Genomic DNA, 13,474 nt, shown 5'->3' with positions numbered 1-13,474 from the left:
GCATGAGCCAAGCCCCGCCACCCCTCGCGCCCAGCTACCTCGACGACGGCGTCACGCTTTGGTCGTGGCTGACTTCGGTCGACCACAAACGCATCGCGATCCTCTATGCCATCGCCATCACCGCCTTCTTTTTCATCGGCGGCGCGGCGGCCACGCTGATCCGGTTCGAACTCGCCACGCCCGCCGGTGACCTGGTCAGCAACGACACCTACAACAAACTCTTCACCGTGCACGGCGTGGTGATGGTGTGGCTGTTCCTGATCCCGTCCATCCCGAGCGTGGTCGGCAATTTCATCATCCCGTTGATGCTCGGCGCGCGTGACCTGGCCTTCCCCCGGCTGAACCTGCTGAGCTGGTACCTGTACGTCATCGGCGGGCTGGTCACGCTGTGGGCGCTGTTCCTGGGCGGGGTGGACACCGGCTGGACCTTCTACACACCCTACTCCACCATGTTCAGCAACGGCTACGTGGTGCTGACGCTCACCGGCATCTTCATCACCGGTTTTTCATCCATCCTGACCGGGCTGAACTTCATCGTCAGCGTGCACCTGCTGCGCGTGCCCGGCATGGGCTGGTTCAAGCTGCCGCTGCTGGTGTGGAGCCTGTATGCGACCAGCATCATCCTGGTGCTGGCCACACCCGTGCTGGCCATCACCGCATTGCTGACCATCGCCGAACGGCTGTTCCACATCGGTGTGTTCGACCCGTCGCACGGCGGCGACCCGCTGCTGTTCCAGCACCTGTTCTGGTTCTATTCGCATCCGGCGGTCTACATCATGGTGTTGCCGGCCATGGGTGTGGTGAGCGAGATCATTCCGTGCTTCGCCAAGAAACGCATCTTCGGCTACCGTTTCATGGCCTACGCGGTGCTGGGCATCGCGGCGCTGGGTTTCCTGGTGTGGGGCCATCACATGTTCGTCAGCGGCCAGTCACCTGCCGCCAGCCTGGTGTTCTCGCTGCTGAGTTTCGTGGTGGCGGTGCCGTCGGCCATCAAGGTCTTCAACTGGACCGCCACGCTCTACAAGGGCGCCATCCGGTTCGACGCGCCGATGTTGTACGCGCTGGGTTTCGTCGGCCTGTTCACCATCGGCGGGCTGACCGGGCTGTTTCTGGCGTCCATCGCGCTGGACGTGCACCTGACCGACACCTATTTCGTGGTCTCGCACTTCCACTACATCATGGTCGGCGGCGCGGTCATGGCCTATTTCGGCGCCCTGCATTTCTGGTGGCCCAAGGTGACCGGCCGTATGTTTTCGGAGGTGTGGGCGCGCATTGCGGCGGTGATGATCTTCGTGGGTTTCAACCTGACCTTTTTCCCGCAGTACGTGCTGGGTTTCCAGGGCATGCCGCGCCGCTACCACGCCTATCCGCCCGAATACCAGGTGCTGAACCTGTTCTCGTCGGCCGGAGCCGCGGTGCTGGCCGTGGGTTACCTGATGCCGCTGGTATACCTGGCCTGGTCGTTGCGGCGGGGTGCCAACGCGGGGCCGAACCCATGGAGCGCCACTGGGCTGGAATGGTCGACCCGTTCGCCGCCGCCCACGCACAACTTCGACACGCCGCCGGCAGCCCCGGCCGATGTCTACGGCTACACACCCGAACATCCCCCGACCGGGCCCGGCGCGCAGAAGGTTTCGCCATGACCGACGCCGTGCTGGACGATGGCATCGATCCGCCGGATCTCGACGCGGTGCAGCGTCGCCGCGTGGCGCGTTTCGGCATGTGGATCTTCGTTGCCAGCGAAATGCTGTTCTTCGGCGGCCTGTTTTTCGCCTACGCCCACGGTCGGATCAGCGCACCCGCCGGTTTCGCCGATGCGGGGCGGCATACAGACGTGCTGCTGGGCACCGTCAACACCGCCGTGCTGCTGACCAGCAGCCTGTGCGTGGCGCTGGCGGTCGAAGCCGCCTCGCACGGCCAGCGCCGGCTGGCTCCACGATTCCTCTGGGCGGCGGCTACGCTCGGCTGCCTGTTCCTGGCGGTGAAGGGTTTCGAATACCGCAGGGACTGGATCGAAAACCTGGTGCCGGGCCCTCGTTTCGCGCTGGCGCAGCCCGGCGCCCAGACCTTCTTCATGCTGTATTTCACCGCCACGCTTCTGCATGCGGTCCACATGATCGTGGGCATCGTCGCGCTGGCCCTCTACGCCTGGAACGCGCGGGACACGGGCAGCGACTGGCTGCGGAGCTCGCGCCTGGAAACGGTCGGCCTCTACTGGCATTTCGTCGACGTGGTGTGGCTGGGCCTGTACCCGCTGCTCTACCTGGTGGGCCGACCGTGAAGGCCCGCGAAAACTGGGCCGGCCAGCGGCGGCGCCTGGTATGGATCTGGGCGGTGCTGCTCGGCCTCATGCTGTTCAGCCTGTACGTCGCCTACCTGCCCATGGACGCGGCGTGGAAGGCGGCGGCCGGCCTGCTGATCGCGGGCGTCAAGGCCACCCTGGTCGGGCTCGTCTACATGCAGCTGGGTCGCAGCCACGCGTCTGCGCGGCTTGCGGTCGCGGTGGCGCTGTGGACTTTGCTGGTGCTGGGCGGCCTCAGCGCGGTCGACTACCTGACCCGGCGGGTGGAACCAACCCAGGTGCAGCCGCCGGCGACCCAGCCATCGCTTATTTTTTCCCCGGCAGCACCGTCGCGATGATTTCCTTCAAGCTGTTCTTCAGCACGCTGCCCAACTCGGGTTCGTCGGCCATCATGGTCATGAAGTTCTTCGCGTCCTTGAAAGTGATGTGCGGCGGCAGCGGCGGCACGTTGGGGTCGGTCTTGAATTCGATGATCACCGGCCGGTCCGACGCCAGGGCTTCCTTCCAGGCATCGGCCACCTTGTCCGGGTTGTCGCAGTAGATGCCCTTCAGGCCGACGAGTTCGGCATAACGCGCATACGGAAAGTTGGGGATGGTCTGGGTCGAAGGTGTCTTGCCGTCGCCCAGTTGCACCCGCTCTTCCCAGGTCACCTGGTTCAGGTCCTCGTTGTTGAGCACCATCATGATGAATCGCGGGTCGGACCATTCCTTCCAGTACTTGCCGACGGTGATCATCACGTTCAGTCCGTTCATCTGCATCGCGCCGTCCCCGATGAAACCGATGACCGGACGGTGCGGATAGGCGATCTTGGCGGCCACCGCATATGGCGTCGCGGCGCCCAGCGAGGCCAGGCCGCCGGACAGGGATCCCATCATGCCGCGGCGGACCCTGATGTCACGCGCATACCAGTTGGCGACCGAGCCGCTGTCGCCGGTCATGATCACGTCATCCGGCAACAGGGGTGACAGTTCCCAGAAAACACGCTGCGGGTTAATCGGCTCCGCTGCGTGCATGGCACGTGCCTCGAGCACTTTCCACCAGTCGGCGACGTTGCCTTCGATTTGCTTGCGCCAACTGCCGGGAGCCTTCTGTTCCAGCAGTGGCAGCAGCGCGGCCAGCGTCGCCTTGCTGTCGCCTACCACCGAAAATTCCATCGGGTAGCGCAGGCTCAGGTTGGCGCCGTTGATGTCGATCTGAACGCCGCGGGCATCACCCGGCTTGGGCAAAAATTCGCTGTAGGGGAAGGCAGAGCCGACCATCAGCAAGGTGTCGCATTCCTTCATCAGGTCCCAGCTGGGTTTGGTGCCCAGCAGGCCCAGGGAGCCGGTGACGAACGGCAGGTCGTCGGGCACTGCGCATTTGCCCAGCAGCGCCTTTGCGATGCCGGCCTGCAGCCGCTCGGCCACCGCGATCACTTCGTCAGTCGCCTGCAGGGCACCGGCGCCGACCAGCATCGCCACCTTCTTTCCGCTGTTCAGGATGTTGGCCATGCGCTGCAGCGACGCGGCCTCGGGCACCAGGGATTCACCCGGGAAACCGACGCCCGTATGGGTCGCGCCATGTGCCATCGGCGGGTCTTCGTAGGGCAGCAGCTGCACATCGTTCGGCAGGATCACGGTGGTGACGCAGCGCCTGGCCTGGGCGATGCGCACCGCCCGGTCGATGACGGTGCGCACCTGCTCGGGGACGACGGCGGTCATCACGTAGTCGGACGCCACATCCTTGAACAGGTTCTGCAGGTCGACCTCCTGCTGGTAGTTCGAACCCAGCGCGCTGCGTGCCTGCTGGCCGACGATGGCGACCACGGGAACGTGGTCGGCCTTGGCGTCGTAAAGCCCGGTCAGCAGATGGATGGCACCGGGGCCGGAGGTCGCATAACAGAGACCCACCCGACCGGTGAATTTTGCATGCGCGGTCGCCATGAAAGCGGCCATCTCTTCATGCGGCACCTGGGTGTAGTGCATGAAGTCCCTGGCTTTTTCAAGTGCCACATCCAGGCCGCCGACGCCGTCGCCCGGGTATCCGTAGACACGCGACAGGCCCCATTCAGAAAGGCGTTTCCAGACGAATTCGGCAACGTTCCGGGCCATGATTTCTCGCTTCGCTGATGCTGTTGAACAACCCCCCAGCATGCTTTTCCGAGGCGCGGTGCCTGTCAGCACGAACGGAAATCAGGCGTCGGACATTCCTGCTTCGAGCGTGTTGGTCACCAGCTTCTGGACGAAGCCCAGGTCCAGCCCCGGCAGCGAGAACTGGTAGCGGTAGAAGATGGTTCCGTAGATGCGGTCGTAAAGCTCTTCGGCCGTGCCGGCCTTGGTGATGCTGCCGTCCGCCTGGCCGCGCCGGATGACGTCGAGCCCCAGGCCGCGCCGCACGCTGAGATAGCGCTCCACGAACAAGGCCGACCCGCCGGTCTCCGCCAGGCATTCGGCGAGCACCGCAAGCTGGAAGCGGCCTAGGTCGCCTTGCAGGGCCTGCACGTACCGCGCCGCATGGGCCTGCACGGCCTGCACCGGCGGCTCGGTGTCGGAGATGGGCAATGCGGCGCTGGCCTGCCGCAGGTAGGCATCGATCAGCAGTTGCAGCCGGTTGCCCCACCATTTGTAGATGGTCATCTTCGAAACGCCTGTGTCGTCCGAGATGGCCTGCAGCGTGGCGCCCTTCAGGCCACGTGATGCACCCAGCCGGTAGGCTGCCTCGAGCACGGCCACGGTGGCTTCTTCCGAACGCGGACGGCCCGGGCGCCGGCGCACCTGCTCGACTTCGGCTCCCGACGCGGCATCTGGTTCGGTCACGGAAACACCTCGAAAAACACGGGTTTCAACTTTAACCGAGCTGCTTTCCGGTGCTTGGCACCAGGTACGGAACCTGCTTGATATTTTCTATACTAATCGTATAGTAATTGCAGATCGGACCTCCCATGCACACGAACCCACCTTCCGTTTTCCAGGCCGGGAATGTCGTTCTCCAGTCCGGACGGACCTTCCGCAACATGTTCATCTCGTACAAGACCTACGGGACGCTGAACGCGGACAAGTCCAACGCCATCCTTTATCCGACCTCGTACGCGGCCCAGCACCACGACACAGAGTTCATGGTGCGTGAAGGTGGTGCGCTGGACCCGTCCAGATACTTCATCGTCATCCCCAACCTGCTCGGCAACGGGCTTTCCAGCTCACCGTCGAACACACCCTGGCCGGATGTAGGAACGCGGTATCCGGACGTCACCTATTACGACGCGGTGCATGTGCAGCGCCGCATGCTGTCCGAATTATGGGGAATCGAGAAACTCGCGCTGGTCTACGGCTGGTCGATGGGGGCCATGCAGGCCTATCACTGGGCTGCATTGTTCCCGCATGCCGTGGAAAGAATCGCCGTGATCTGCGGCTCTGCCCGCTGCGCGCCTCATAACCGGGTTTTTCTCGAGGGCGTACGGCACGCGCTGACCGCCGATGCGGCCTACCAGGACGGCGTGTTCGTGAGCCGGCCGGAGCGGGGTTTTCGGGCCATGGGTCGGGTTTATGCCGGCTGGGCGCTGTCTCAGACTTTCTACCGAGAAGAAATGTGGCGGGCGCTGGGGGCGACATCGCTGGAAGATTACCTGGTCACCTTTTGGGAAAGCAACTTTGCGCGCCGGGACCCGCGTGATCTGCTGGCGCAGATGTTTACTTGGCAGAACGGCGACATCAGCGCCAATGAGCTTTACCGGGGAGATCTTGCCCTGGCGCTTTCGAGCATCACGGCAAGGACATTATTGATGCCGGGCGAACAGGATCTGTATTTTCAGGTTGCCGATAACCAGAAGGAATTACCGCACCTGAAGAACGCAAGGCTGTGCCCCATTCCTTCGGCGTGGGGCCATCGCGCAGGTAATCCGGTCAACCAGCCGGCAGACCGCGAATTCATCGAAACGAATGTCAAGGCCTTGCTTGCCGAATAATCGGATTGACCACCATGCATAAACCAGAACAATTCCGGATTCCAGCGCGGGAGCTGTTGCCCTTGTCGGCCAAAAGCAATCTACCGGGGATATTGCATGCCGCCGGCCACCTGGGCGCCATTGCAGTGGTCGGCACCGCGCTGCTGCATTTCATCGGAACGTGGTGGATGCTGCCGCTGACGTTTCTGCAAGGGTACCTGATTGCCTTCCTGTTCACGGCGGAACACGAAATGGCACACCACACCGCATTCAGGACCCGGGCATTCAGCCATGCCATGGGGCATTTATCCGGTTTTGCAATCATGCTGCCTTACGAGTATTACCGGGTATTCCATTGGGATCACCACCGACACACCAACGACCCGGCGAACGACCCTGAACTAGCCCGCCCGCTTCCGACGACGCTGCCGCGCCTGGCCTGGTTTCTGACGGGTGTGCCTACCTGGATCGACCGGGTCCGCATGCTGGTTACCCACGGTATCCATGGCCGGGTGACCAAACGCTGGGTGCCCGAAAACAAGCGCGGCCTGATTGCAAGAGAAGCCCGTTTTTATCTGCTCGCATATGCAGCCGTTGCGGGATTATCCGTTGCCACCCACTCATCGGCCGTCATCTGGTGTTGGGTCGTTCCCGTCATGGCAGGCCAATGGTTTCTCCGGCCGTACCTGCTGTCCGAGCATACCGGCTGTGCGAACACTGCCAACATGCTGGAGAACACGCGCACCACCTATACCAACGCGTTCGTCAGGTTCTTTGCATGGAACATGCCTTATCACGTCGAACACCATGCTTATCCGGCCGTGCCGTTCCATGCCTTGCCCCGGCTGAACAAGATCCTGGCGGCACACATCGTCCATACCGAGGCCGGTTATCCGGCGTCCACCGCGGCGGTGGTTTCACACGTTTCCGCGAACATCAAGAAAGCACGAACCGCCGCTGCAGCGGCCGCGCGGTGAGGATATTCAATGGCCACCATCAACTTTCTCACCACGATTGAAATAGATTCCGGCGCCATCGCCCTGCTGCCGCGCGCCCTGGCCGACCTTGGCATTCGCCGCCCCCTGTTCGTGACGGATATGGGCATCGTGAAAGCGGGCCTTCTAGAACGCGTTGCGGATTATCTGGAATCGCCCGGCGATATCGCCGTCTTTCAGGACACGCCTCCCAACCCCACGGAAGCAGCGGTAGAAAAGGCCACTGCCGTCTACCGCGCCAACCGTTGCGACGGCCTGGTCGCCCTGGGCGGCGGCTCTCCGCTCGACCTGGCCAAGGGCATAGCCGTGCTTGCGACCCATCCGGGACCCCTGTCCCGTTATGCCGGCATGGAGGCCATGCCGTTGATCGGGCCGGAGGCGGTGCCCATGATCGCGATCCCGACCACATCGGGCACCGGCAGCGAGGTCGGGCGCGGCGCCTTGATCTGCCTGCACGACGGGCGCAAGCGCGTGATCGTCAGCCCGCACCTGCTGCCGAAGCGCGCGCTCTGCGACCCCGACCTCACCCTGGGCCTGCCGGCACCGCTGACGGCCGGTACCGGCATGGACGCGTTCACCCACTGCGTCGAAACTTTCTTGTCGCCGCGCATCAATCCACCCGCCGAAGCCATCGCCCTCGACGGTGCCGCCAGGGCCTGGCGCTGGATCGAACGAGCCGTGTCGCATCCCCAGGACCGGCAGGCCCGTTGGGAAATGATGATGGCCGGCATCCAGGGCGGCCTGGCCTTCCAGAAAGGCCTCGGTGCGGTGCATGCGCTGGCGCATCCGTTGGGTGCGCTGACCGACCCCATGCTGCACCACGGCACGGTCAACGCGGTGTTGTTGCCCGTCGTCCTTCGGTTCAACGACGGCCATGTCGGCGACAAGTACGCCCGGCTGCGCCAGGCCCTGGGCCTGGCCGCGGGCACGGACCTGGCCGATGTCGTGGCAGTCTTGAACTACCGCATCGGCATGCCGGCGACGCTGCGGCAGATGGGCGTCACCGAAGCCGTGGTCGAAGACATCCTGGATGGCGCGATGTCCGACCATTCGACGCCGACCAATCCGCGACCCGCGTCCCGCGAAGACTTCCGCGCCCTGTTTTTCGAAGCGCTCGGCTGACTGACCATAATTGCGCATGCTGCCCGACAACGATTCCCTCGCCCTCTTCGTCAAGGCCGCCGAACTGCGCAGCATCACCCGCGCCGCCGAGTCGCAGCACATGGGTTTGGCAGCGGCCAGCCGGCGTATATCGCTGCTCGAACACCGCATGAAGTCGCAGTTGTTCGAACGCTCGCCCAAGGGTGTCGAACTCACTCCCGCAGGCACCACGCTGCTGCAGCACGCGCGCGCCATGCTGCTGCACATCAACCAGATGCAGACCGACATGGCCGACCACGGCGCGGGGCGGCGCGGCCAGTTGCGCATCCTCGCCAGCACCTCGGCCATGACGCAGTTCGTGCCGGACGACCTGGCCCGTTTCAGCGCGGCTCATCCCGATGTGCGGCTGATCGTCGACGAACGCTGGAGCGCGCAGATCGTGGCGATGCTGCTGGCCGGCGAGGCCGACATCGGCATCGTGATGGAAGGCGCGGCGACCGAGGGCCTGGAATGTTTCGATTACCGCAGCGACCGGCTGGCGGTGGTTGTGCCGCCGGGCCACCCGCTGGCCGACGGCGAGACCGCCCGTTTTTCCGATGTCCTCGACTACGACCTGGTGGCACTCGAATCGAGCTCGACCATGATGAATCTGCTGGCCGAACACGCGGTCAACGCCGGCAAGGGGCTGAAGCTGCGGGTTCAGGTGCGGGGTTTTGAGGTGGTTTGCAAATTCGTCCAGGCCGGGCTGGGCATCGGCATCCTGCCCTACCAGGCGGCGAGCGCCATGAGCCAGAGCATGGGCCTGCAGGTGCGCGCGCTGGCCGAGCCCTGGGCCGACCGCCGCATGCTGGCCTGCATCAAGAAGGACCGGCCGCGCCCGGTGTCGCTGACCCTGCTGCTGGGCCTGCTGACAGCGCCCCATCCGGGCTGAAAACCCGGCGACACCTGCGGGCGTTGCCGCCGGGGGTATCCCCGGACCTCGAATTTCGGCAAGCCCCACTTGACCTAATCCCGATGGCCTTGACGAGGCCGGCTGCCCAGAATCAGGGGCATGCTGAACCCCACTGAAATCGAACACCTGCGAGGCTGGCAGGGCCGCAGCGAAACCGCGACGGACCATATATCCGCCGGCCCGGTGGTGGCCATGAATGCCACCATGGACATCGAGGCCGACACGCCCGCAGCGGGCACCGTGCTGCCCGAACTTTGGCACTGGCTCTATTTTCTGCCGCACCAGAGACAGTCGGACATCGGGCCCGACGGCCACGGCAAACGTGGTGGTTTCCTGCCGCCCGTGCCCTTGCCTCGCCGCATGTGGGCAGGGGGCCGGCTGCGGTGGGCGGCGGGCAACCCGGTCACCGTCGGCCAGAAGGTCGAAAGGCGCTCCCACATCGTGTCGGTCGAACACAAGGCAGGCCGCAGCGGCGAACTGGTGTTCGTCACCGTGCGCCACGAACTGCACAACCAGAACGGCCTGGCGGTATCGGAAGAACACGACATCGTCTACCGCGCCGCCGCCGGACCCGGCGAAACCGCGCCGCCGCCGGCAAGCGCCGAGACCGGCGCGGCCTGGCAGCGCGACCTGCAGGCCGACCCGGTGCTGCTGTTCCGTTATTCCGCACTGACCTTCAACGGCCACCGCATCCACTACGACCGCAGCTACGTGACCGGCGTCGAAGGCTATCCCGGCCTGATCGTCCACGGCCCGCTGATCGCCACCCTGCTGGTCGATCTGGTGCATCGCCACCTGCCCGGCCGGCAGCTGGCGGCCTTCGAGTTCCGTGCAGTGCGGCCGACGTTCGACATCCACCCTTTCCGCCTCAACGGCCAACCGTCGGAAGACGGCAAGAGCATTCGCCTCTGGGGCCAGGACCACCAAGGTTTCCTGACCATGCAAGCCACCGCCACCCTCGCCTGAAAAAAGAACATGAGCCAGACATCCATCGATCCCTATGTCGACATCCGCGATGCGGTGCGTGACCTGTGTTCCCGGTTCCCGGACGAATACCACCGCAAGGTCGACGAGAAACGCGGCTACCCGGAAGAGTTCGTCGACGCCCTGACCAGGGCCGGCTGGATGGCCACGCTGATCCCCGAGCAATACGGCGGTTCTGGCCTGGGCCTGGCCGAGGCTTCCGTGGTGATGGAAGAGATCAACCGCAGCGGCGGCAACTCGGGCGCCTGCCACGGCCAGATGTACAACATGAACACCCTGCTGCGCCACGGCTCGCAACAGCAGAAGGATTTCTACCTCCCGCGCATAGCCAGCGGCGAATGGCGGCTGCAGGCGATGGGCGTGACCGAACCGACCACCGGCACCGACACCACCAGGATCAAGACGACCGCGGTGAAGAAGGGCGACAAATACGTCATCAACGGCCAGAAGGTCTGGATCAGCCGGGTGCAGCACAGCGACTGGATGATCCTGCTGGCGCGCACCACACCGCTGGCCGAAGTGAAGAAGAAGTCCGAAGGCATGTCGATTTTCATGGTCGACCTGCGCGAGGCCGAAAAGACCGGGCTCACGGTGCGGCCCATCCCCAACATGGTCAACCACGAAACCAATGAGCTGTTTTTCGAGAACCTGGAAATCCCGGCCGGAAACCTCATCGGCGAGGAAGGCATGGGTTTCAGGTACATCCTCGACGGGCTGAACGCCGAGCGCACCCTCATCGCGGCGGAGTGCATCGGCGACGGCTACTGGTTCATCGACCGGGTCAGCAAATACGTGAAGGAGCGGGTGGTCTTCGGCCGGCCCATCGGCCAGAACCAGGGTGTCCAATTCCCCATCGCCGAGGCCTATGTCGAGGTCGAGGCCGCCAACCTGATGCGCTGGGAAGCCTGCCGCCTGTTCGATGCCCACCAGCCCTGCGGTGCGCAGGCCAACATGGCCAAGTACCTGGCCGCCAAGTCGAGCTGGGAGGCGGCCAACGCCTGCATCCAGTTCCACGGCGGTTTCGGTTTCGCCAACGAATACGACGTAGAGCGCAAGTTCCGCGAGACCCGGCTCTACCAGGTGGCTCCCATCTCCACCAACATGATCCTGAGCTATGTCGCCGAGCATGTGCTGGGTCTGCCGCGGTCTTACTGAAAGAGGCACGCCATGTCATTGCCACTCGAAGGCATCACCGTCGTCTCCCTGGAACACGCCATCGCCGCGCCCTTCTGCACCCGCCAGCTGGCCGACATGGGCGCACGGGTCATCAAGGTCGAAAGGCCGGGCGTGGGCGACTTCGCCCGCGCGTACGACCAGCGGGTGAACGGCGAGGCATCGCATTTCGTCTGGACCAACCGCAGCAAGGAAAGCCTGACGCTGGACCTGAAGAACCCGGACGCGCTGGCCGCCCTGCGGCAGCTCATCGCCAAGGCCGACGTGCTGGTGCAGAACCTCGCGCCGGGTGCCGCCGCCCGCATGGGCCTGGGTTACGACACCCTGAAGAACGACCATCCGCGGCTGATCGTCTGCGACATCTCCGGCTACGGCGCCGACGGCCCCTATCGCGACAGGAAGGCATACGACCTGCTGATCCAGAGCGAGGCGGGTTTTCTGTCGGTCACCGGCACGGCCGAGCAGCCCAGCAAGTCGGGCAATTCCATCGCCGACATCGCGGCGGGCATGTACGCCTATACCAACATCCTGGCGGCGCTGCTGCGGCGGGCCAATACCGGCGAGGGTGCACACATCGACGTGTCGATGCTGGAGTCGCTGGCCGAGTGGATGGGTTTCCCGATGTACTACGCCTACGAAGGCGCCGCCCCTCCGCCCCGCGCCGGGGCTTCGCATGCCAGCATCTACCCGTACGGCCCGTTCCCGGCGGGCGACGGCGGCACGGTGATGCTGGGACTGCAGAACGAACGCGAGTGGAAACTCTTCTGCGACCTGGCCCTGCAGGACCCGGCGCTGGCGACCGATCCGCGTTTCGACACCAACTCGAAACGCAATGCCAACCGGGAGGTGCTGAAGGCGATCATCGTCGCCGCCTTTTCGACGCTGGACACCACGCAGGTACTGGAGCGTCTGGACCGCGCCGGCATCGCCAACGCCACCATGAACGACATGGCCGGCCTGTGGGCCCATCCGCAACTGAAGGCCCGCCAGCGCTGGCGCACGGTGGGCAGCCCGGCGGGCGACATTCCGGCGCTGCTGCCACCCGGCCGCAGCGATCGCTGGGAGGCGCGCATGGACGCGGTGCCACGCATCGGCCAACACACCGAAGCCTTGCTGCGCGAGGCCGGGCTGGACGACGCCGCCATCGCCGCGCTGACCGGAGCGACCGCATGAGCCTGCTGCCGACGAATGCCCGCAGCCTGCTCTTCGTGCCGGCCGACCGGCCCGAACGCCATGCCAAGGCGCTGGTCAGTGGTGCCGACGTGGTGATCATCGACCTGGAAGACGCCGTGGCGCCGGATGCCAAAGCCGAGGCACGGCAGACCCTGGCGCAAAGCCTGGCCGGCCTGTCCGCGGCCGACCGGTTGCGTGTGATGGTGCGCATCAATGCCCGGGACACCACCTGGTTCGGCGACGACCTGGCTTTCATCGCCGGTCTGCCCGAAGCGTCGCTCGGCGGTCTGATGGTGCCGAAGGTGGAAGACGCCGCGCTGCTCGCCACCATCGCCGCCGCCTGCCCCGGCCTGCCGCTGCTGCCGCAGATCGAAAGCGGCGCGGGGCTGGACGCGCTCGACAGCATCGCCCCGGGCGCTGGCGTGGTGCGGCTCTGCCTGGGCCATCTCGACCTGCAGAACGACCTGGGCATCAGCTGCGGTCCTGATGAATCCGAGATCGCCCCTGCCCGCTGGGACATGGTGCGCACCAGCCGCCGCCACGGCCTGCCGCCGCCGGTCGACAGCGTGACCACCGACACCCGCGACCTGTCCGCCACCGACCGCGACGCGGCCCGTGCGCTACGCCAGGGTTTTGGCGGAAAACTGTGCATCCATCCGGCTCAGGTAGCGCGGGTGCATGCCGCTTTCACACCCACCGCCGACCGCCAGGACTGGGCACGGCGTGTGTTGGCGGCAGTGGATACCAGCCGTGGCGGCGTCTGCACGGTGGACGGCCGCATGGTCGATACACCGGTCATCGTCACCGCACAACGGGTGCTTGCGCGAAGCCGGCAAACCGCCTGAGAGCGGTCAAATATCAGCCTGTATCTGAA

At 64.9% G+C, this 13,474-nt stretch carries 13 protein-coding genes; 11 read left to right on the top strand and 2 right to left on the bottom strand.

All coding sequences use genetic code 11. From position 1 onward, the window contains the following. The first annotated feature begins 2 nt into the window (after window positions 1–2). Genes ctaD through AC3ANW_RS09970 form a run of 3 tightly spaced genes read left to right on the top strand, consistent with a single transcriptional unit; the run spans window position 3 to window position 2,640 of the window. Window positions 3–1,643 carry a cytochrome c oxidase subunit I gene (gene ctaD, locus AC3ANW_RS09980; protein ID WP_488345016.1) on the top strand — a complete coding sequence of 547 codons (1,641 nt, stop codon included), beginning with the start codon at window positions 3–5 and terminating at the stop codon, window positions 1,641–1,643. Beyond that, a complete protein-coding gene (locus AC3ANW_RS09975) occupies window positions 1,640–2,281 on the top strand; it encodes a cytochrome c oxidase subunit 3 (RefSeq protein WP_488345015.1) in 642 nt (213 codons plus the stop codon). The genes ctaD and AC3ANW_RS09975 overlap by 4 nt, the downstream gene beginning before the upstream one ends. Further along, complete coding sequence (locus AC3ANW_RS09970; RefSeq protein WP_488345014.1) at window positions 2,278–2,640, top strand: cytochrome C oxidase subunit IV family protein; 363 nt, start codon at window positions 2,278–2,280, stop codon at window positions 2,638–2,640. The genes AC3ANW_RS09975 and AC3ANW_RS09970 overlap by 4 nt, the downstream gene beginning before the upstream one ends. On the opposite strand, the gene AC3ANW_RS09965 is transcribed toward AC3ANW_RS09970, so the two are convergent. Together AC3ANW_RS09965 and AC3ANW_RS09960 are read right to left on the bottom strand one after the other, a co-directional pair. Beyond that, window positions 2,609–4,393, bottom strand: coding sequence for a thiamine pyrophosphate-requiring protein (locus tag AC3ANW_RS09965; protein ID WP_488345013.1), 1,785 nt, complete (start codon window positions 4,391–4,393; stop codon window positions 2,609–2,611). The genes AC3ANW_RS09970 and AC3ANW_RS09965 overlap by 32 nt on opposite strands. An 81-nt stretch (window positions 4,394–4,474) precedes the next feature. Next, window positions 4,475–5,098: a TetR/AcrR family transcriptional regulator gene (locus AC3ANW_RS09960; RefSeq protein ID WP_488345012.1), complete on the bottom strand. Its 624-nt coding sequence runs from the start codon at window positions 5,096–5,098 to the stop codon at window positions 4,475–4,477. 107 nt (window positions 5,099–5,205) lie between these two features. Between AC3ANW_RS09960 and AC3ANW_RS09955 the strand changes: the two genes are divergently transcribed. From AC3ANW_RS09955 to AC3ANW_RS09920, 8 genes are all read left to right on the top strand, one after another. Beyond that, entirely contained in the window at window positions 5,206–6,243 is a 1,038-nt protein-coding gene (locus AC3ANW_RS09955) for an alpha/beta fold hydrolase (protein ID WP_488345011.1), read from the top strand. 14 nt (window positions 6,244–6,257) lie between these two features. After that, window positions 6,258–7,199 carry a fatty acid desaturase gene (locus tag AC3ANW_RS09950; protein ID WP_488345010.1) on the top strand — a complete coding sequence of 314 codons (942 nt, stop codon included), beginning with the start codon at window positions 6,258–6,260 and terminating at the stop codon, window positions 7,197–7,199. Between the two features lie 9 nt (window positions 7,200–7,208). Beyond that, complete coding sequence (locus tag AC3ANW_RS09945; protein WP_488345009.1) at window positions 7,209–8,339, top strand: iron-containing alcohol dehydrogenase; 1,131 nt, start codon at window positions 7,209–7,211, stop codon at window positions 8,337–8,339. Between the two features lie 16 nt (window positions 8,340–8,355). After that, complete coding sequence (locus AC3ANW_RS09940) at window positions 8,356–9,249, top strand: LysR substrate-binding domain-containing protein (protein ID WP_488345008.1); 894 nt, start codon at window positions 8,356–8,358, stop codon at window positions 9,247–9,249. 120 nt (window positions 9,250–9,369) lie between these two features. Continuing rightward, window positions 9,370–10,236, top strand: a complete 867-nt coding sequence (locus AC3ANW_RS09935) for an HTD2 family dehydratase (protein ID WP_488345007.1) — start codon at window positions 9,370–9,372, stop codon at window positions 10,234–10,236. A gap of 9 nt (window positions 10,237–10,245) precedes the next feature. Next, window positions 10,246–11,409: an acyl-CoA dehydrogenase family protein gene (locus AC3ANW_RS09930; protein WP_488345006.1), complete on the top strand. Its 1,164-nt coding sequence runs from the start codon at window positions 10,246–10,248 to the stop codon at window positions 11,407–11,409. Between the two features lie 12 nt (window positions 11,410–11,421). Further along, a complete protein-coding gene (locus AC3ANW_RS09925) occupies window positions 11,422–12,600 on the top strand; it encodes a CaiB/BaiF CoA transferase family protein (protein WP_488345005.1) in 1,179 nt (392 codons plus the stop codon). Continuing rightward, window positions 12,597–13,445, top strand: coding sequence for an HpcH/HpaI aldolase/citrate lyase family protein (locus AC3ANW_RS09920; RefSeq protein WP_488345004.1), 849 nt, complete (start codon window positions 12,597–12,599; stop codon window positions 13,443–13,445). Before AC3ANW_RS09925 ends, AC3ANW_RS09920 begins: the two co-directional genes overlap by 4 nt. The last annotated feature ends 29 nt before the right edge of the window (window positions 13,446–13,474 follow it).

It is taken from the genome of Xylophilus sp. PBN-3R (genome assembly GCF_057747805.1).
This window is presented reverse-complemented; position numbering and strand designations above follow the sequence as displayed.